Source organism: Bradyrhizobium sp. 164, from assembly GCF_023073715.1.
Lineage (GTDB): Bacteria > Pseudomonadota > Alphaproteobacteria > Rhizobiales > Xanthobacteraceae > Bradyrhizobium.
In genome coordinates, this window is sequence record NZ_JADPKA010000093.1 from 19,147 (window position 1) to 38,692 (window position 19,546).

Consider the following 19,546-nt stretch of genomic DNA (forward strand, 5'->3'; position numbering starts at 1 on the left):
TCGCGAAGTGGACGAGGCGTAACATGAGTGAGGAAACCACCGTGCCGGTGCCGCGGCTGACCGTAGTCACGCTCGGTGTCAGCAACATCCGCGCCAGCATTGCCTTTTACGAGGCGCTCGGTTTCTCGCGCCTGCTCAAGGCGACCGGTGAGGCGGTCGCATTCTACGACACCGGTGGTCCGGTGCTCGCCTTGTATCCCTGGGATCAGCTCGCCGCCGACGCCGGGTTGCCGGACAATCCAAGACCGCCGGCATTTCGCGGGATGACGCTCGCCTGGAACTGCCGGACGCGCGAGGAGGTCGATACGGTGCTGGCTTTCGCTGTCGACAAGGGTGCAGCGCTGCTGAAAGCGGCGCACGAGACTGATTACGGCGGCTATTCCGGCTATTTCACCGATCCCGATGGCCATCCTTGGGAGGTCGTGGTCGCACCCGGGATCGAGGTGGGCGAGGACCGACGGGTGCATTTGGCGGAATAGGGCGGCTCACCTGAATAACGGGAATTGTCTCGGGTTCCAGGTTGCGCTGGCGAAGCCGCTTGCGCACGATCCCCACCATGATTCGGGACAAGTCCGCCAAGAAGCTGGCCAAAGACACGCCAAAAAAAGACGGTGCGAAGAAGGCTGCGCCTGCCAACACGTTGGAAGGCAAGCCGCCGCAAGCCAAGTCGTCGGAAACTAAGGCGTCGGAGGTTCAGGCTTTAACCGGCAAAAGCGCCGGCCGGAAAGGCATCATTGCCGTGGCCCCGCCGAGCTTCCGTCGTGAGCGCGCGCTGATCAAGCGCGGCGTCTGGCCGGTCGCAGGCTGCGACGAGGCCGGTCGCGGACCGCTCGCCGGCCCCGTGGTGGCGGCGGCCGTGATCCTCGATCCCGACCGCATTCCCCGTGGCATCGATGATTCCAAGCGCCTGACCGCCGAAGAGCGCGAAAAACTGTTCGACAAGATCTGCGCCACCGCGCAGGTCTCGGTCGCCGTGGCTTCGCCCGCGCGGATCGACCGCGACAACATCCTGCGTGCTTCGCTATGGGCGCTGAAGCGCGCGGTGGTGGCGCTGCCCGAGGCGCCGCGCCACGTCTTCGTCGACGGCCGCGACCGGCTCGATACGGAATGCGACTGCGAGGCCGTGATCGGCGGTGACGGCATCGTGCTGTCAATCGCGGCCGCCTCCATCGTTGCCAAGGTGACGCGGGACCGGCTGATGTGCGCGCTGGCGCAGGACTGCCCCGGCTACGGCTTCGAGCAGCACAAGGGCTACGCTGTCCCCGAGCATCTCGACGCCCTGGATCGCCTCGGCCCCTCCATCCACCACCGCAGCTTCTTCGCCCCCGTCGCCGCCGCCCGCGCCAAGCACATGCCCTGGACCGTCGAGCCGGCGCAGGATCTGTTCTCTGTCGCGGAGGTCGAGGTGCAGGTGGAAGCCCAAATCGAGATCGACGCGTCTGCGAATCTCTAGGTGTTTCCTCCGCAGCCTCCCCCATCCGTCAAGCCCGGCATGACGACTTGCGGCGGTTGCCACGACGCGCAGCGCCCTTTATCAAAACAGGTGTGAGCGAACAGGGCCGGCTGGACGGGTTGGCTGCATCTTTCGGACGTTGCATGCGGTTTACCTCGCTGGTCATCGAGCTCATTCGCGCCCGGCCGCGGCTGATCGTGTGGATCGCCGTGCTGCTCCAGGCGGCGATGTGGCTGTTCGTGGCGCTGGTGTTCTACCGCAGCCCGCCCGGCAGTCTGGCGACGCTGCTGGCCTTCGGCCGCGAGTACCAGGTCGGCACCGATCTCGGCCCGCCGCTGCCTGTCTGGCTCGCCGACATGGCCTATCGCGCCGCCGGCGGTCACATGTTCGGCGTGTATGTCCTCGCTGAGCTCTGCGAGATCGCGACCTTCATCGCGCTCTTTCATCTGTCTCGTGCCGTCGTCGGCTCACAGCAGGCGGTGCTCGCCGTGCTGCTGACCATGACCGTGCTAGCCTTCTCCTCGTCCGCGCTCGACTTCGGACCCTTGGTGCTGGCACGGCCGCTCTGGGCGCTGCTGCTGCTGCACTCCTGGCAGATCATCGGCCAGCGCCGCGGCAATGCCTGGTTCGTCTGGTCGATCGAGGCCGGCCTGTTGTTGCTCACGACGCCCGCCGCGATCTTCCTCCTCCTCCTGATCGTCGTCTTCGCGATCTCGACGGCGGGAGGCCGCAGGACGCTGCGCGGGCTCGATCCGCTATTCGCGCTGATCGTCGTCGCCGTGCTGGCGCTGCCCTATGCGATTTGGCTGATGCGCGCCGAGACATTGACGATGCCGGTCTTGCCGCAAGTTTCGGAGCTCAACGCCCGCGTCCTGCACGCAGCCTGGCTGCTCGGCGGGCTCGCGCTTGGGGCGGCGGCGATTCCGGCGCTGACCTTCCTGAATACCGGGATGTTCGCCGGCAAGGGCGAGGAGCCGCCGATCATCTATCGCCCGCCGGTCGAGCCGCTCGCGAGCAACTTCGTCTATTTCTTCGCGCTGGCGCCGCCACTCGGCGCGGTGCTGATCTCCGGCCTGCTCGGGCTCGAATCCGTCGTCGGCGGCGCCGCCGTCATGCTGGTCATGTCCGGGCTTGCCGTGGTGGCCGCCGCAGGGGATCTCATCGCGATGCGCCGCGCGCGGATGCTGCGCATGGTCTGGGCCGCCGCAATCATCGCGCCCGCCATCGGCGTCGTGCTCGCCGTCCTGATCATGCCTTGGACCGGCACCGGCGAGATCGCGACCTCGATGCCGGCGCGCGCGATCTCGGATTTCTTCGACGAGAGCTTCGCCCGCCGCACCAATCATCGCCTGCGCGCGGTCGCCGGCGAGACCCAGCTTGCGAGCCTGATCGCGCTGCATTCCGGCCGGCCGCATCTCTTCATCGATGCCGATCCTGCGCGCACGCCGTGGATGAATCAGGCCAAGTTCAGCGAGACCGGCGGCGTCGTGGTCTGGCGCGCCTCCGACACCGCCGGCACCCCGCCGCCGGAGATCCTCAAACGATTTCCCAACATCGTCCCGGAAGTCCCGCGCGCCTTCGAATGGCTGGTAACCGGCCGCCAGCAGCTTTTGCGCATCGGCTGGGCCATCGTGCGGCCGAAGGGGACGTAGCGCTCTCTCCGTTGCAATGACGAAGGAGAGTGTCCCGTCCCTCACGACCCCGCCAGCACCTTCGCAACCGCGCGCAGATCCTGCCAAGCCAGCCGCTTGTAGGACGGCGAGCGCAGCAGGTACGCCGGGTGAAATGTCGGCAGCGCGCGGATGGTGCGCTGGCCGGTGTCGTAGTCGAACCAGCGGCCGCGGGTGCGCATGATGCCTTCGCGCGTTCCGAGCAGCGTCTGCGTCGAGGGATTGCCGAGCGTCACCAGCACATCCGGATTGACCAGTTCGATCTGACGCTGGATGAAGGGCAGGCAGATCTGCGTCTCCTGCGGCGTCGGCGTCCGATTGCCGGGCGGCCGCCAGGGAATGACGTTGGCGATATAGGCGGTGGTGCGGTTGAGCCCGATCGCGCCGATCATGAGATCGAGCAGCTTGCCGCTGCGCCCGACGAAGGGCAGTCCCTCGATGTCCTCGTCGCGCCCGGGCGCCTCACCGACGAACATGATGCGCGCCTTAGGATTGCCGTCGGCGAACACCAGCCGCGTCGCGGTGTGCTTCAGCGCGCAGCCCTCGAAGCTCTGCATCAGTTCGCGCAGTGCATCCAGCGTCGGCGCCGTGCGCGCGGCCTCGCGTGCCGAAGCAATCGCGACGTCGGGGGCAAGGGCTGCCTCGCCGCGCATTAGCGTCGGCGCGGCGACCGGCCGCGATGGCTCGACCGGCGGTGCCACGGGCGGAGCCGGTGGCGGGGCTTCTAATTCCGCCAGGCGGTCGATCGGTTCCTCGGCGAGCGCGCAGTCGACACCGGCCTCCAGATAGAAGGCGAGAAGCTCGCGGATGGTGGGTGCGGGTTCGGGGATCATGGGAAAGTCTGACTTTTATATCAGCTTGGGCGGTCTTGCACCCCGGCGAAACGTATTTCCGAGGTTGTCCTACCCGGAAAAATCGGAAACAAGAGGGCGCAATCGACCAAGGACCGTCTCAAGGGCTGAGATCAGATGAGCACCGAAGAACTCCCTCCTCGCGAATCCATGGAATTCGACGTCGTCATCGTCGGCGCCGGCCCCTCGGGCCTGTCGGCTGCGATCCGGCTGAAGCAGCTCAACGCCGATCTCAACGTCGTCGTGGTGGAGAAGGGCTCCGAGGTCGGCGCGCACATTCTCTCCGGCGCCGTGATCGACCCGGCCGGGCTCGACAAGCTCGTTCCGGACTGGCGCGAGGATTCCGACTGCCCGCTGAAAACCCAGGTGAAGGACGACCGCTTCTACTGGATGACGGCCGGCGGCGCGATCAAGCTGCCGAACTTCATGATGCCGCCGCTGATGGACAATCATCATTGCTACATCGGCTCGCTCGGCAATGTCTGCCGCTGGCTGGCGCGCAAGGCCGAGGCGCTCGGCGTCGAAATCTATCCGGGCTTTGCGGCGGCCGAAGTGCTCTATGACGAGGAGGCCAAGGTTAAGGGCATCGCCACCGGCGACATGGGCATCGGCCGGGACGGCAAGCCGAAGGACTCCTTCACCCGCGGCATGGAATTGCTCGGCAAGTACACGCTGTTCGCCGAAGGCGCGCGCGGCAGCCTGACCAAGCAGCTCATCAACAAATTCGCACTCGACGCCAAGGCCGAACCGCCCAAGTTCGGCATCGGGCTCAAGGAGGTCTGGCAGATCGATCCCGCCAAGCACCAGAAGGGCTTGATCCAGCATTCCTTCGGCTGGCCGCTCGATATGAAGACCGGCGGTGGCTCATTCCTCTATCATTACGACGACAATCTCGTCGCCGTCGGCTTCGTCGTACATTTGAATTACGACGATCCCTATCTGTCCCCATTCGACGAATTCCAGCGCTTCAAGACCCATCCCTCGATCCGCGGCACTTTCGAAGGCGCCAAGCGGCTCGCTTACGGGGCGCGCGCCATCACCGAGGGCGGCTACCAGTCGGTGCCGAAGCTGAGCTTCCCCGGCGGCGCGCTGATCGGCTGCGCGGCCGGTTTCGTCAACGTGCCGCGCATCAAGGGTGTGCACAATGCGATGGGCACCGGCATGCTCGCCGCCGAGCACGTCGCTGCGGCGATCGCCGCCGAGCGCGCCAATGACGAGCTCGTGGAATACGAGAACGCCTGGCGTTCCTCGTCGGTCGGCAAGGATTTGTTCCTGGTCCGCAACGTCAAGCCGCTGTGGTCGAAGTTCGGCACCGTGCTCGGCGTCGCGCTGGGCGGCTTCGACATGTGGTGCAACACGCTGTTCGGGGCCTCGCTGTTCGGCACGCAATCGCATCTCAAGCATGACCGCGCCACGCTCGATCCGGCCAAGCAGCATGCACCGAAGAACTATCCGAAGCCGGATGGCAAGATCACCTTCGACAAGCTGTCCTCGGTGTTCTTGTCCAACACCAATCACGAGGAGGACCAGCCGGTCCATCTCAAGGTCGCTGACATGAACCTCCAGAAGACCTCGGAGCACGACGTGTTCGCCGGTCCCTCGAGCCGCTATTGCCCGGCCGGCGTCTATGAGTGGATTGAGGAGGGGTCTGGCCCGCGTTTCCAGATCAATGCCCAGAATTGCGTCCACTGCAAAACCTGCGACGTGAAGGACCCCAACGGCAACATTACCTGGGTTCCCCCGGAAGGCGGTGGCGGCCCGAATTACGAGGCAATGTAAGCCGGGATCACGTATCCAGGCCCGATGTGGCCGGGGTTACGCCACCCCGGCAATGTGACGCACGTTCGCGTGAGACCGGGGGCCGCCGGAGCGGCTGGCGGCCACGATAAGGCCATAGTAGCGGCGTCTTGGGGCGCTGTTGGCGGATTCACTTGGCCGCGTTGGGACGTGCGCCGGGGATCGCCGGTCCGAATCCTTGCGGCGAGGCGCCAAAAGCGGCATTGTCTGGCCTGACGGTTCCGGGTCCCGATGCCACCGGCCGCGTTCGCATGCGATACGGCCTCTGCTGCAAACCCAGGCACTACCAACTCAAGGCGAGCCCTGATGTTTTCAAATCGTTTCAACCGCTGGACTGCTGCCGCCATCGCCTTCATGGGCACCGCGATCATGGCGGTCCCCGGCGCGGTCCTGGCGCAGACGCCGGATCACCCGGAGAACACGGCGGCGCAGTTTCCGACCCGGAACGATCTGAAGTCGCTCACCGGCGCCGGCAGCTATCTCGCCGCCCGCCACGCCAGCGTCGAGCGCGACGCGACCTCGGCCGCGGCGTTCTACCGCTCGGCCCTGCGCACCGATCCGAAGAACAACGAACTGCTCGACCGTGCCTTCATCTCCTCGGTCGCCGACGGCGACATCGACGAGGCGGTCAAACTCGCCGAGCGCATCCTCACCATCGACAAGACCAACCGCGTCGCGCGGCTCGTCGTCGGCGTTCACGATCTCAAGCTGAAGAAGTACGCGGCGGCGCAAACCAACATCAACCAGTCGATCCGAGGTCCGATCACTGATCTCGTCGCCACGCTGTTGTCGGGCTGGGCCGCCTATGGTGCGGGCGATGCCAAGGGCGGTGTCGCCACCATCGACAAGCTGGCCGGTCCGGAATGGTATCCGCTGTTCAAGGATCTGCACGCCGGCATGATCCTCGAGCTCTCCGGCAAGGAGAAGGACGCCGGCACCCGCTTCGAGCGCGCCTACAAGCTCGACGATTCCATGCTGCGCATCACCGAGGCCTATGCGCGCTGGCTGTCGCGCAACAAGGATTCCGCCGCGGCGACTACCGTCTACCAGGCTTTCGACAAGAAGCTCGCCCGTCATCCGCTGATCTTGGAAGGCCTGCGCGAGACCAAGGCGGGCAAGAAGATGCCGCCGCTCGTCGATTCCGCGCAAGCCGGCGCCGCCGAAGCGCTCTACGGCATCGGCGCCACGCTGACCCGCCGCGGCGGCGAGGATCTGGCGCTGGTCTATCTCCAGCTCTCGCTCTACCTCCAGCCCAGCCATCCGCTGGCGCTGCTCTCGCTCGCCGACCTCTATGAATCGGTGAAGCGGCCGCAGATGGCGATCAAGGTCTATGAGCGCGTGCCCTCGTCCTCGCCGCTCAAGCGCAACGCGCAGATCCAGCTCGCCATCGACCTTGATTCCGCCGACCGCACCGACGAGGCGATCAAGATCCTCAAGGGCGTCACGTCGGAGGATTCCAAGGACCTCGAAGCCATCATGGCGCTCGGCAATATCGAGCGTGGCCGCAAGCGGTTCGGCGACTGCGGCGCGACCTATTCGCAAGGGATCGAGGTGCTGCCGCCCGGCAACGACAAGGCCAACAGCGTCTGGTATTACTATCGCGGCATCTGCGAGGAGCGCTCCAAGCAGTGGGCCAAGGCCGAAGCCGACATGAAGAAGGCGCTAGAGCTCCAGCCCGACCAGCCGCACGTCCTCAACTATCTCGGCTATTCCTGGATTGACCAGGGCGTGAATCTCGACGAAGGCATGAAGATGATCAAGCGCGCCGTCGAGCAGCGTCCCGACGACGGCTATATCGTGGACTCCCTCGGCTGGGCCTATTACCGCATCGGCAATTACGAGGAGGCGGTGAAGAACCTCGAACGCGCGATCGATCTCAAGCCCGAGGATCCCACCATCAACGATCACCTCGGCGACGCCTACTGGCGCGTCGGCCGCACGCTGGAAGCAAAATTCCAGTGGTCGCATGCGCGCGATCTCAAGCCCGAGCCGGAAGAACTGCCGAAGATCGAGGCCAAGATCGCCAACGGTCTGCCGGACGACAATTCGAACTCTTCGGCGGCGCAGGCCGAGAAGAAGAAGGACGACGGCAAGGGCGGCTGAGCTGAGCGCGTGATCCGGAAATCGTGTAGCGCTTTTTCGGCAAGATCATGTGAAGGAAAGACGTAGGTTCTGGGGGCGTGTCGCCGATGTCGGCGTTGATTGAACTGGGGCGGGCGAAGGTCAATCTGAGCCTTCGCGTCGTCGGCCGTCGTGCCGACGGCTATCATGATCTCGAAAGCGTGGTTGCGTTTGCCGACTGCGCCGACCGGCTGACGCTGGAGCCCGGCGGCGAGTTGAAGCTCACAACCACCGGACCGCTGGCCACAGCCTGCGGCGATAACGCCGACAATCTCGTGCTCAAGGCCGCCAAGCTTCTGGCTGAGGCCGTACCGGGCCTGAAGCTGGGCGCCTTCGTGCTCGACAAGGTGCTCCCCGTCGCGGCCGGCATCGGCGGTGGCTCGGCGGATGCCGCGGCGGCGCTTCGGCTCTTGGCCCGTCTCAACGATTTGTCGCTCGATGATCCCCGTCTCCAGAACGTCGCGCTCGCAACTGGCGCCGACGTGCCGGTGTGCCTGCTCTCGCGGGCCTGCGACATGACCGGAGTCGGCGAGCAACTGCTGCCGCTCGCGCTGCCGAACATGCCCTGCGTCATGGTCAATCCGCGGGTGCCGGTCGCGACCAAGGACGTGTTCCAGGCGCTGGGCCTGCGCAATGGCGAGCTCCTGGTCGGCGTCACCGACGTCATCCGCGCTCCGGCCTGGCCGGAGGAGGGGGCCTCGATCGCTGACTGGGTCGACGTTCTCGAAACTGTCCCCAACGACCTCGAAGCGCCCGCAATGCGCATCGAGCCGGTGATCGGCAAGGTCCTGCAAGCCTTGCGTGCCTCTGCCGGCGTCAAGCTCGCCCGCATGTCCGGCTCCGGCGCGACGTGCTTTGCGATCTACGGCGCGCCCACCGACGCCCATGCCGCCGCCGAAAGGATCCGGCGCGATCATCCCGGCTGGTGGGTGCATGCGGGGACGTTGAGCTAGTATTTCCGCGGAGACGCTGCGCAGCCCGGATGAGCGATGCGATCCGGGATTCTTTCTTGCCGCGCCCTGCATGTCGTTGCGCTCATGAAGGCTACGTTGTGAGCTAATCCGCACTTTGCTTGTCGAGCCCGAGAAACCGCCGGATCTTAGCCAGCACCTCTTGCGGCTTGTCATGCTGCAGCCAGTGTCCCGCCCCGGCGATGGTCTCGACGCGCGCGTTCTGGAAATACCTCTCCAGGCCCGCTGCCTTTGCGCCGACCAGAAAACTTTCGCCGGCATTGAGCAGCAGCGTCGGGCAGGCGATGCGCGCCCAGAGTTCGACGTGGTCGTCTGGCCAGAGCCGGTGCGGCGCACTGGCGCGCTGGTAGGGATCGAACTTCCAGCTATAGGTGCCGTCCTCGTTCTGCCGCGCGCCATGGGTGGCGAGATGCAGCGCGAGGTCGCGGGACAGCCGCTTGTTGTGAAGCATCATCTGCGCGGCTGCGGCCTCGAGCGTCGAATAGCGGCGCGGCGTGCGGTCGTGCAGCTTGTCGAGCTGCGCCACCCATTTGCCGATGCGCTCATGCACCGGCGGCTTCGGCGTGTCCGGCAACATGGTCACGCCGTCAAGGACGACGAGCTTGGAGACCAGCTCGGGGAATGAGCCCGAAAAGATCAGACTGACCATGCCGCCCATCGAATGGCCGATGAGCGTCACCTGCGGCGCAGCAATGATGCGGACAAGCTGGGCAAGATCGTAGACATATTCCGTCAGCGCGTAGCTGCCGCCTCGGGTCCAATCGGAATCGCCGTGTCCGCGCAGGTCGGGTGCGAGCACGTGGAAATGCGGCTGCAGCGATCGAGCGATGACGTCCCAGCTCCGGCAATGATCGCGGCCGCCGTGAACCAGGACGGCGGTGGGCGCGTTTTCGTTGCCCCAATCGGCAAAATGTAGCCGGAGGCCGTGCGATTCATAGAACCGGCTTTGCGGGGCGCTAGCCATTTGCCGGCCGCCGGGCCAGCGCGAGCGACAGGCCGAGGCCGGCGATGAAGACGCCCGAGCCCTGCGTGAGGCGCCGCATCAGATGCGGCCGTCCGATCAGCTGCTTGCGCGTCGCTGCTGCCATCAGCACCACCACCGCATCGGCGAGCGTGTTCAGCGTCACCGAGATTGCGCCGAGGAGGACGAATTGCAGCGCGGGGTTCGATCCCGCGGGATCGAGGAACTGCGGAATGAAGGTGAGGAAGAACGCGGCGGTCTTCGGGTTCAGCGCCTCCACCAGCACGCCGTCGCGAAAGGCGCGATTGTCGCCGATGGGCTCGCTCTCGAGAGACGGTGCCCGGCCGGCGCTGCGAAAAGTCTTGATACCGAGCCAGACCAGATAGAGCGCGCCGATAAATTTCACTGCGGCGAACAGTTCGGCGCTGGCCAGGATGATCGCGGAGATGCCGAGGCTGCCCGCCACCACATGAACCAGTCCGCCCAGCGCCGTGCCCGCAGTCGATGCGAAACCGCTGACGCGTCCCTCCGATAATGTCCGTGCCGCGACATAGAAGATGCCGGGGCCGGGAACGGCGGCAATGAGACAAGCTGCCACCAGGAACAGCCAGAAATTCGTCGTGATCATTGTGTTTTGGTAGCGAAGCCTGACGCGATTGCAAGGCCCCTCGTTTAGCCCATCCGGCGGAAGATCACGCTGGCATTGACCCCGCCAAATCCGAAGCCGTTCGAGATGGCGCTCTGGATCGGCATCGGCCGCGCTGCGCCGGCGACGATGTCGATGCCGTCAGCGCCAGGATCCGGGTTTTCGAGATTAAGCGTCGGCGGCGCGATCTGGTCGCGTAAAGCCAGCACGGTGAAGATCGCCTCCAACCCGCCGGCGGCGCCGAGCAGATGGCCGGTGGCCGATTTGGTCGCGCTCACGGCAATGCCGCGGTCACGGCCGAACAGCGCGGCGATGGCGCCAAGCTCGCTCTCGTCGCCGGCGGGCGTCGATGTCGCATGGGCGTTGAGGTGCTGCACATCCGAGGGCGCAAGGTTCGCCTGCCGAAGCGCGATCTCCATGGCGCGGCGGGCGCCATCACCGTCGGGCGGCCCTGAGGTCATGTGATAGGCATCCGCCGTCGTGCCATAGCCGACGATCTCCGCGATCGGCGCCGCGCCGCGCGCCAGCGCATGCTCCAGTTCCTCGATCACTAGGATGCCGGCGCCTTCGCCCATCACAAAACCGTCGCGGTCGCGATCGAACGGGCGCGAGGCGCGTGCAGGCTCATCGTTGAAGCCGCTCGACAGCGCACGTGCCGCAGCAAAGCCACCGAGGCTGACGATATCGATACAGGCCTCCGCACCGCCGCAGATTGCGACGTCGATCTCGTCGGCGCGAATCATGCGCGCGGCATCGCCGATCGCCTGGACCCCGGCCGCGCAGGCGGTGACGGGCGTGCCCAGCGGTCCCTTGTAGCCGTATCTGATCGAGACGTGGCCAGCGGCGAGATTGGCGAGGAACGAGGGGATCGTGAAGGGCGAGAGCCGGCGCGCGCCGCGCTGCTCCGTGATGCGCACCGCCTCTGCGATCGCCGGAAAGCCGCCGACGCCGGAAGCGATGATCGTCGCAGTCCGCGCCAGCGCCGCGGCGTCCTGCGGCATCCATTTGGCTTGCGACACTGCTTCTGCGGTGGCGAGCAGCGCGAACAGGATGAAGCGGTCCATCTTGCGCTGGTCTTTTGGCGCAGCCGCCTGTGCGGGATCGAAGCCGGCTTCGGCGTCATCGCCCTTGTCGGGCACGAGTCCGGCGATGTGCGCCGGCAGTACCTGCGCCCATTCGGGCAGAGGGCGCAGCCCGCTTTGACTGGCCAGCAGCCGGCGCCAAGACCGCTCGACACCGCAGCCAAGCGGCGACACCGCGCCCATTCCCGTCACGACGATACGACGCATGTCAGTCTCCAGACGGCGCGACGGCCGGGTTCATGGCCTTGAGTGAAGCGAGTCGTTTGCGCATCCCGCGGCTGGCGCGTGGACCTGCGATGACGACTGCATTGGTGAGCGTGATCGGACGCAGGTCGGCGGCATCGACGACGACAGGATCGAACGGGCGGATCTCGTCGCGGCTCGCCAGCCGGATGGCTTCGCCCTCTGGAGCGAGATGCTTGTTGCCCCAGGCGAGCAGCGCCACGATCACGGGAAAGAAATCCCGCGCCTTGTCCGTCAGCGCATATTCGTAGCGCGGCGGCCGCTCATGATAGCGGCGGCGAACAAACATGCCGTTCTCGGTGAGATGGGCGAGCCGCCGCGACAGGATGTTCGGCGCGATCCCGAGGCTTTGCGAAAACTCGTCGAATTTCGTCGCGCCCTGAAAGGCATCGCGCAGGATCAAAATGCTCCACCATTCGCCAACCGTCTGCACGGCGCGGCCGACAGGGCATTCCAGGATGGAGGAAGATTTGGGCTGCATGGCAGGAAGGTAAGTGAGTGACTTGCAAAAAGCAAGTGACTGGAGCGGGCAGCAGCAGGCGCGAGCAGTGTAAGTGATATGATGGTTCGGTGGGGGAGACAGCGCGTCTGGTAGGAATGTGCGGTGGGCACTTGCCGGACCGCGCTCGTGCTTCGGACGCAGCGCAGCGCCTCTTGGCGGTGCGCTGCGGAGCCGGGACCCATCTAGCTGCGCGTGCCGCGTGAGTCCCGGCTCTGCGCGGCCCCGCGAAGAGCGTTGCAGCGCGTCCGGGACACGGGAGGGAGTGCGATGCTGCCTAACGCTCCGTCATTGGGAGCGGAGCGAAGCAATCCAGATCGCCACCGCGGAAGGATTTCGGATTGCTTCGCTGAGTTCGCAATGACGAGTGGAAAGCGCGTCAGGCTGTCACGCTTAATGTGATCGCGCCAGACAGAACGCCACGACCTGTTCCAGCGCGCTCTTCATCGGCGAGGACGGGAACAGTGCCAGCGCGTCCACGGCCATGGCGCCGTAGTGCTGGGCGCGGCTCAGCGTGTCCTCCAGCGCGCGGTGCTTGTTCATCAGGCCGATGGCGTGGTCGAGATCGGAATCGCCGATGTCGCCGCGCTCCAGTGCCCGAATCCAGAAGGCGCGCTCGGTGTCGTTGCCGCGGCGGAAGGCGAGCACCACCGGCAGCGTGATCTTGCCTTCGCGGAAATCGTCGCCGGTGTTCTTGCCGAGCTTGGCGCTCTTGCCGCCATAGTCGAGCACGTCGTCGACGAGCTGGAAGGCGATGCCGAGATTCATGCCGACCGAGCGGCAGGCGGTCTGCTCCGCCTTCGGGCGGTTGGCGATCACGGGGCCGACCTCGCAGGCGGCGGCGAACAGCTCGGCCGTCTTGCCGCGGATCACGGCGAGATATTCGTCCTCGGTGGTCGCGGTGTTCTTGGCCGCGGCGAGCTGCATCACCTCGCCCTCGGCGATGGTCGCGGCGGCCGCAGAGAGGATGTCCAGCGCGCGCAGCGAGCCGACCTCGACCATCATGCGGAAGGCTTGGCCGAGCAGGAAGTCGCCGACCAGCACGCTCGCCTCGTTGCCCCAGAGCATGCGCGCCGACAGCTTGCCTCGGCGCATCTCGCTTTCGTCGACGACGTCGTCGTGGAGCAGGGTCGCGGTATGCATGAACTCGACGGAGGCGGCGAGCTTGATGTGGCCGTCGCCGGTGTAGCCGGCGAGGTTGGCCATGGCGAGCGTCAGCATCGGCCGCAGGCGTTTTCCCCCGGAGGAGATCAAATGATTGGCGACCTCCGGGATCATGGTCACATCCGAACCGGTCCGCGACAGAATCGTGGCGTTGACGCGCTCCATGTCACCGGCGACAAGGGCAACCAGCTCTTCGATCGACGCGCCGGGAGTTTCGAAAGGTACGATGACGGCCACGCCGGTCTCCAATATTTGCCCCGGAAGGGCTATTCTGATGGAAAGACAATAGAAACTGGTGGCGGATGCGGCAAGTGCCGCGGAACCATTGACATTTGCCGCTTCCCTCTTTTTCAGGCAGGAGACCTGCGTTTGCGTGAACTGGTTCGGACCAACGACATGGTGCTGGTGTCAGCGATCGGCGCGCTGCTCGACGGTGCCAATATCCATCATCTGGTGCTTGACCAGAACATGAGCATCATCGAGGGCTCGCTCGGCATTTTGCCGCGGCGGATCCTGGTCCATGAGGATGACGCCCTCGAGGCCCGCCAGCTTCTCACCGCGGCCGGGCTCAGCCACGAATTGCGCGGCGATGATTGAGGCCGCAGCTGATATCACCGAGGACACCTTTCTCGGCGGGCAGTTGCGCCTGAAGCAGAAGCGATCCGGCCATCGCGCCGGACACGACGCCATCCTGCTTGCGGCGGCGACCGCGGCCAAGGCGGGCGATCGCGTGATCGATCTCGGCGCCGGCATCGGTACGGCGGGCCTCGCGCTTGCCAGGCGCGTGGCTGGATTGCGGCTCGGCCTGGTCGAGATCGATCCGGTGCTGGCAGAGCTTGCGCGGTCCAATGCGGCGGCGAATGGAATTGCCGCCGAGACGATCGTGCTCGACGTCACTGCCGATGCACAGGCGTTTGCGGCAAATGGGCTCGTGCCCGACAGCGTCGACGTGGTGCTGATGAACCCGCCTTTCAACGATCCGGTTCGGCATCGCGGCTCGCCGGACCAGGCGCGTCACACCGCCCATGTCGCGAGGGACGAGACACTGAATGCATGGGTGTATGCGGCGCGGCGCATCCTCCGATCGAACGGCGTGCTGACGTTGATCTGGCGTGCAGATGGGATCGCCGACGTCCTGGCAGCGCTGTCACGGGGCTTCGGCAGTCTCTCGATCCTGCCGGTTCACGGCGAGGCGGGACGGCCCGCGATCCGGGTGCTGGTGCGCGCGGTGAAAGGCGGCCGGGCGCCGGCGCGAGTGCTGCCGGGGCTCATGCTCAACGACGAGTCGGGCGTGCCTGAAAAAGAGGTGAAGGAGATTCTGGAGGGGAGGGCGGTCTTGCCGCTGGCGGAGCCGTGATTGCTTATTGCGGAAGCGATTCCGACTGCTGTTCCTGCGGCGTCGTCAGGCGGATCGCCATGAACAGCGCACCGATCAGCAGCATCAGCAAATAGATTTTCATGGCGTTCTCCGCTGCCTCATTGCAGCCTCCCAACGGGAAATCTGCAAAACACGTTCCAGGCACTTCCAATGACAGTCGCGTGATAAAAAATGGTTAAACAGAGGTAACGGCATGGCCGAACATTTGAACGATCGTGAGAGTTCCGGCCTGGCCGACAAGCTCATGCAATATCTGCCGGCGCGTTTCCGGCCCGGCACGCCAATTGTGCCCGTGGTGCGGCTGTCCGGCGTGATCGGCGCAGTGACGCCGCTGCGCCCCGGCATGACGCTCGCGGGCGTAGCGCGCGTGCTGGAGCGGGCGTTTTCACATCGCAACGCCAAGGCGGTGGCCTTGGTGATCAATTCGCCTGGCGGCTCGCCGGTGCAGTCGCGCCAGATCTACCTGCGCATCAAGCAGCTCGCGGCGGAGAAGAAGCTGCCCGTGCTGGTCTTCGTCGAGGACGTCGCCGCCTCAGGCGGCTACATGATCGCCTGTGCCGGCGATGAGATCATCTGCGATCCCTCTTCGATCCTCGGTTCGATCGGCGTGGTCGGTGGCAGTTTTGGTTTCCAGGAGGCTATCAAGCGGCTCGGCGTCGAGCGGCGCCTCTACACCGCCGGGGCCCATAAGGCGATGCTCGATCCGTTCCTCCCGGAAAATCCTGATGACGTGGCGAAGCTGAAGGCGATCCAGCGTGAGATCCACCAGATCTTCATTGCCCTGGTAAAGGACAGCCGCGGCGGACGCCTGAGGGGCACCGACGACACCCTGTTCACGGGCGAATATTGGGCGGGCGAGAGCGCGGTCGCGCTAGGGCTCGCCGACAGCATCGGCGATCTCCGCTCAACTCTTCGTGCCCGCTACGGCGAGAAGGTTCTCACCCCTGTGATCGCGCAGCCGACCGGTCTGTTGTCCGGTCTTCTGGGCCGGAAATCGCCCGGGGCGGGTCAGCTTTCGGCGCTGGAAACAATGGCCGGTCTGCCTGATGAGCTGATCTCGGCGGTCGAGACGCGGGCGATTTGGGCGAAATTCGGGTTCTAGGGCTCGCACTCCCGCGCCATTTGGCCCCTCTGCCCTCCGATTGCGGCGCAGGTCCATCTGCGCAACAATGCGCGTGGGGGCTGAGCACTAGACAAGGATCGACCGATGCCGCCGTTCGTCGCTTTCGCGGGCGTGCTGGGCGGGCTTGCCGTGGTCCGCTGGGCCTACAAGACCGCTGTCCGGATCAACCAGGAGCTGGAGGAGATGCGCTTGTCGCGCGTCACCGAAGCCGCCCATATGGGGGACATCCAGACGCTGAAACGTGACCCCGTGACCGGAGCTTACCGCCCGGGGTAGTTGCGCCATTCGTCATGCCCGGGCTTCTCCCGGGCATCCACGTTCTTCGTGCCGCGCCAAACATTCGTGGATGGCAGGGACAGCTCGGCTATGACGGAGAACTGGGCTGCTTTCCCGCCCCCTTCGCCTTGATTCCCATCCCCGCCGCCGATACGGTCCCGCGCGATTCAAAACCCCCCCCCGCGAGAGCCTGATCTGACGATGGACGCCTCCTTGCCCGCCCATATGCGCCCGGAACGCTCGTTCCAGGGCTTCATCCTCGCGCTCCAGCGGTTCTGGGCCGAGCAGGGCTGCGTGATCCTGCAGCCCTACGACATGGAGATGGGCGCGGGCACCTTTCATCCGGCGACCACCCTGCGCGCGCTCGGGCCAAAGCCGTGGAACGCGGCCTATGTGCAGCCCTCGCGCCGGCCCAAGGACGGTCGCTACGGCGAGAACCCGAACCGGATGCAGCACTACTACCAGTTCCAGGTGATCATGAAGCCGTCGCCGCCGAACCTTCAGGAGCTGTACCTGAAGTCGCTCGCCGCGATCGGCATCGATTCCGCCGTGCACGACATCCGCTTCGTCGAGGACGATTGGGAGAGCCCGACGCTGGGCGCCTGGGGCCTCGGGTGGGAATGCTGGTGCGACGGTATGGAAGTCAGCCAGTTCACCTATTTCCAGCAGGTCGCGGGCTTCGAATGCGCGCCGGTGGCGGGCGAGCTCACCTACGGGCTCGAGCGCCTCGCGATGTATGTGCAGGGCGTCGATCGCGTCTACGACCTCAACTTCAACGGCCGCGATGGCGACGCCAGGGTCACCTATGGCGACGTCTTCCTGCAAGCCGAGCAGGAATATTCGCGGCACAACTTTGAACATGCCGACACCGCGATGCTGTTCGAGCAGTTCAGGATGGCCGAAGCGGCCTGCAGGAAATATCTGGACGCCGGCTGGCGCGAAGGCGACAACAGCAGGCAGCATCTGATGGCACTGCCGGCCTATGACCAGTGCATCAGGGCGAGCCACGTCTTCAATCTGCTCGATGCGCGCGGCGTGATCTCCGTGACCGAGCGGCAGAGCTACATTCTGCGCGTGCGCGAGCTGGCCAAGGCCTGTGGCGAAGCCTGGATCCATACTGAAGCGGGCGGAGCGGCCTGATGCCCGATCTTTTGCTTGAACTGTTCTCGGAAGAAATCCCCGCGCGCATGCAGGCCAAGGCGGCCGACGATCTGCGCCGCATGGTCACCGACAGGCTGGTCGCCGAAGGCCTCGTCTACGAGGGCGCAAGGGCTTTCGCGACGCCGCGCCGCCTCGCGCTCACCGTGCACGGCATCCCTGCGCGCCAGCCTGACCTCAAGACCGAACGCCGCGGACCGAAGATCGGCGCACCCGATGCGGCCGTGCAGGGCTTTCTGAAAGCGACCGGTTTGAATTCGCTCGACGAAGCCAAAATCCAACGGGATCCGAAGGGCGACTTCTATATTGCGCTGATCGAGAAGCCCGGCAGCGCCGCGATCGACGTGCTCGCGGAAATCCTGCCGGTGATCATCCGCACCTTCCCCTGGCCGAAAGCGATGCGCTGGGGCGCGCGCTCCGGCAAACCCGGATCGCTGAACTGGGTGCGTCCGCTGCACGCAATCACCGCGACTTTCGGGCTCGAGACGGAACAGCCCGACGTCGTGAAGTTCTCGGTGGACGGCATCGAGGCCGGCCAAACCACTTACGGCCATCGCTTCCTCGCACCTGCGGCGATTTCCGTGCGTCGTTTCGAGGACTACGAGGCTAAACTTCTCGCCGCAAAAGTCGTGCTCGACCCTGAGCGCCGCAAGGATGCGATCCTCACCGACGCCAAGCAGCTCGCCTTCGCGCAAGGGTTCGAGCTCGTCGAGGACCAGAACCTGCTCGACGAGGTCGCCGGCCTCGTCGAATGGCCGGTCGTGCTGATGGGCTCGTTCGAGCCGGAATTCTTGACGACGCCCGCGGAAGTCATCCGCGCCACGATCCGCAACAACCAGAAGTGCTTCGTGGTGCGCGATCCCAAGACGGGCGAGCTCGCCAATAAGTTCATCCTCGTTGCCAACATCGAGGCGACCGACGGCGGCAAGACCATCATCGCCGGCAACGAGCGGGTCATCCGCGCGCGGCTCAGTGATGCGAAGTTCTTCTATGAAACGGATCTGAAGACCAAGCTCGAGGAGCGGCTGCCGAAATTCGAGCAGATCGTGTTCCACGAGAAGCTCGGCACGCAGGCCGCGCGAATCAAGCGCATCGAGCGCCTGGCGGCCGAGATCGCGCCGCTGGTCGGCGCCGACGTTGGCAAGGCAACGCGCGCCGCGCATCTGGCCAAGGCGGATCTGCTGACCGAAGTCGTCGGCGAATTCCCCGAGGTGCAGGGATTGATGGGCAAGTATTATGCGTTGGCGCAGGGCGAGGACGCTTCGGTCGCGGCCGCCTGCGAGGAGCACTACAAGCCGCAAGGACCTGCCGATCGCGTACCGTCCGATCCGGTCAGCGTTGCTGTGGCGCTCGCCGATAAGCTCGATACGCTCGTTGGCTTTTGGGCCATCGACGAGAAGCCGACGGGGAGCAAGGATCCGTATGCGCTGCGGAGAGCTGCCCTCGGGGTGATCCGGTTGATTGCCGAGAACGCGCTGCGTTTGTCGGTCATGAAGGTGGCGGCGTCCGCACTCGCCGGTTTGTCGGTTAAGCCGGCCGATGCGCAAAAGCTTCCGATAGACCTGCTCGCCTTCTTCGCCGACCGCCTCAAGGTCCAGCTCCGCGAGCAGGGCGCGCGTCACGATCTCGTCGATGCCGTGTTCGCGCTCGGCGGCCAGGACGATCTTCTGATGATCGTGCGCCGAGTCGAGGCGCTGGGCAGGTTTCTCGGCACTGACGACGGCAAGAACCTGCTGGCCGGCACCAAGCGCGCCAGCAACATCCTCTCGATCGAGGAGAAGAAGGACAAGCGTACGTTCGACGGCGCGCCGGATGCTGCGCTCTACAGCCTCGATGAAGAGAAGGCGCTGGCGAAAGCGATCGGCGAGGTCAAGGCGGAAGCGAGCGCCGCCGTCGCCAAGGAAGACTTTGCCGCGGCCATGAGCACTCTGGCGAAATTGCGTCCGCCTGTGGATTCGTTCTTCGACAAGGTTCGCGTCAATGACGACGATGCGAAGGTGCGCGAGAATCGGTTGAAGCTGCTGAACGAGATTCGCAGCGCCACACGGGCGGTGGCGGATTTCTCGAAGATTCAGGATTGAGGCTCGTGCCCGGACGCTGCGCAGCGCGCCGCCCTTCGCGGAGTGATGCGCTGCAGAGCCGGCCCCATGTCG

18 protein-coding genes are annotated in these 19,546 nt (G+C 65.4%); 12 read left to right on the forward strand and 6 right to left on the reverse strand.

All coding sequences use genetic code 11. The annotated features are described in order from the left end of the window. Nucleotides 1-23 precede the first annotated feature (23 nt). The 3 genes from IVB01_RS27460 to IVB01_RS27470 all read left to right on the forward strand — a co-directional run bounded on the left by IVB01_RS27460 (nucleotide 24) and on the right by IVB01_RS27470 (nucleotide 3,105). Entirely contained in the window at nucleotides 24-479 is a 456-nt protein-coding gene (locus IVB01_RS27460) for a VOC family protein (protein ID WP_247279652.1), read from the forward strand. A 77-nt stretch (nucleotides 480-556) separates the two neighbouring features. After that, a complete protein-coding gene (locus IVB01_RS27465; protein ID WP_247279653.1) occupies nucleotides 557-1,453 on the forward strand; it encodes a ribonuclease HII in 897 nt (298 codons plus the stop codon). A gap of 143 nt (nucleotides 1,454-1,596) precedes the next feature. Further along, the gene (locus IVB01_RS27470; protein WP_247279654.1) at nucleotides 1,597-3,105 is read left to right on the forward strand and encodes a glycosyltransferase family 39 protein; all 1,509 of its coding nucleotides are present in this window, start codon (nucleotides 1,597-1,599) and stop codon (nucleotides 3,103-3,105) included. Nucleotides 3,106-3,146: 41 nt separating this feature from the next. On the opposite strand, the gene IVB01_RS27475 is transcribed toward IVB01_RS27470, so the two are convergent. Further along, nucleotides 3,147-3,956, reverse strand: a complete 810-nt coding sequence (locus IVB01_RS27475) for a uracil-DNA glycosylase (protein WP_247279655.1) — start codon at nucleotides 3,954-3,956, stop codon at nucleotides 3,147-3,149. A gap of 135 nt (nucleotides 3,957-4,091) precedes the next feature. On the opposite strand from IVB01_RS27475, the gene IVB01_RS27480 reads away from it, so the two are divergent. The 3 genes from IVB01_RS27480 (at nucleotide 4,092) to IVB01_RS27490 (ending at nucleotide 8,845) form a co-directional block, all read left to right on the forward strand. Next, nucleotides 4,092-5,753, forward strand: a complete 1,662-nt coding sequence (locus IVB01_RS27480) for an electron transfer flavoprotein-ubiquinone oxidoreductase (RefSeq protein WP_247279656.1) — start codon at nucleotides 4,092-4,094, stop codon at nucleotides 5,751-5,753. A gap of 324 nt (nucleotides 5,754-6,077) precedes the next feature. Further along, the gene (locus IVB01_RS27485) at nucleotides 6,078-7,874 is read left to right on the forward strand and encodes a tetratricopeptide repeat protein (protein ID WP_247279657.1); all 1,797 of its coding nucleotides are present in this window, start codon (nucleotides 6,078-6,080) and stop codon (nucleotides 7,872-7,874) included. 86 nt (nucleotides 7,875-7,960) lie between these two features. Then, nucleotides 7,961-8,845, forward strand: a complete 885-nt coding sequence (locus tag IVB01_RS27490) for a 4-(cytidine 5'-diphospho)-2-C-methyl-D-erythritol kinase (protein WP_247279658.1) — start codon at nucleotides 7,961-7,963, stop codon at nucleotides 8,843-8,845. Nucleotides 8,846-8,948: 103 nt separating this feature from the next. Here the strand turns inward: IVB01_RS27490 and IVB01_RS27495 are convergent, their stop codons facing one another. From IVB01_RS27495 to IVB01_RS27515, 5 genes are all read right to left on the reverse strand, one after another. Next, the gene (locus IVB01_RS27495; RefSeq protein WP_247279659.1) at nucleotides 8,949-9,827 is read right to left on the reverse strand and encodes an alpha/beta hydrolase; all 879 of its coding nucleotides are present in this window, start codon (nucleotides 9,825-9,827) and stop codon (nucleotides 8,949-8,951) included. Next, nucleotides 9,820-10,452 (reverse strand): LysE family translocator, encoded by a 633-nt coding sequence (locus tag IVB01_RS27500; protein ID WP_247279660.1) that lies wholly within the window; start codon nucleotides 10,450-10,452, stop codon nucleotides 9,820-9,822. The genes IVB01_RS27495 and IVB01_RS27500 overlap by 8 nt, the downstream gene beginning before the upstream one ends. Before the next feature lie 44 nt (nucleotides 10,453-10,496). After that, a complete protein-coding gene (gene fabF / locus IVB01_RS27505) occupies nucleotides 10,497-11,759 on the reverse strand; it encodes a beta-ketoacyl-ACP synthase II (protein WP_247279661.1) in 1,263 nt (420 codons plus the stop codon). A 1-nt stretch (nucleotide 11,760) separates the two neighbouring features. Beyond that, the gene (locus IVB01_RS27510; RefSeq protein ID WP_247279662.1) at nucleotides 11,761-12,276 is read right to left on the reverse strand and encodes a helix-turn-helix domain-containing protein; all 516 of its coding nucleotides are present in this window, start codon (nucleotides 12,274-12,276) and stop codon (nucleotides 11,761-11,763) included. 411 nt (nucleotides 12,277-12,687) lie between these two features. Next, entirely contained in the window at nucleotides 12,688-13,695 is a 1,008-nt protein-coding gene (locus IVB01_RS27515; RefSeq protein ID WP_247279663.1) for a polyprenyl synthetase family protein, read from the reverse strand. A gap of 132 nt (nucleotides 13,696-13,827) precedes the next feature. Here IVB01_RS27515 and IVB01_RS27520 point away from each other — a divergent pair, with 132 nt between their 5' ends. The 6 genes from IVB01_RS27520 to glyS all read left to right on the forward strand — a co-directional run bounded on the left by IVB01_RS27520 (nucleotide 13,828) and on the right by glyS (nucleotide 19,474). Next, nucleotides 13,828-14,055, forward strand: a complete 228-nt coding sequence (locus tag IVB01_RS27520) for a DUF2007 domain-containing protein (RefSeq protein WP_247279664.1) — start codon at nucleotides 13,828-13,830, stop codon at nucleotides 14,053-14,055. Then, nucleotides 14,048-14,815, forward strand: a complete 768-nt coding sequence (locus IVB01_RS27525) for a methyltransferase (RefSeq protein ID WP_247279665.1) — start codon at nucleotides 14,048-14,050, stop codon at nucleotides 14,813-14,815. Before IVB01_RS27520 ends, IVB01_RS27525 begins: the two co-directional genes overlap by 8 nt. A gap of 214 nt (nucleotides 14,816-15,029) precedes the next feature. Then, nucleotides 15,030-15,938 (forward strand): S49 family peptidase, encoded by a 909-nt coding sequence (locus IVB01_RS27530; protein ID WP_247279666.1) that lies wholly within the window; start codon nucleotides 15,030-15,032, stop codon nucleotides 15,936-15,938. A 105-nt stretch (nucleotides 15,939-16,043) separates the two neighbouring features. Beyond that, nucleotides 16,044-16,235 carry a hypothetical protein gene (locus tag IVB01_RS27535; RefSeq protein ID WP_247279667.1) on the forward strand — a complete coding sequence of 64 codons (192 nt, stop codon included), beginning with the start codon at nucleotides 16,044-16,046 and terminating at the stop codon, nucleotides 16,233-16,235. 201 nt (nucleotides 16,236-16,436) lie between these two features. Next, the gene (locus IVB01_RS27540) at nucleotides 16,437-17,375 is read left to right on the forward strand and encodes a glycine--tRNA ligase subunit alpha (protein WP_247279668.1); all 939 of its coding nucleotides are present in this window, start codon (nucleotides 16,437-16,439) and stop codon (nucleotides 17,373-17,375) included. After that, on the forward strand, nucleotides 17,375-19,474 hold the full coding sequence (gene glyS / locus IVB01_RS27545) for a glycine--tRNA ligase subunit beta (protein ID WP_247495008.1): 2,100 nt from the start codon (nucleotides 17,375-17,377) through the stop codon (nucleotides 19,472-19,474). The genes IVB01_RS27540 and glyS overlap by 1 nt, the downstream gene beginning before the upstream one ends. Nucleotides 19,475-19,546: the final 72 nt, after the last annotated feature.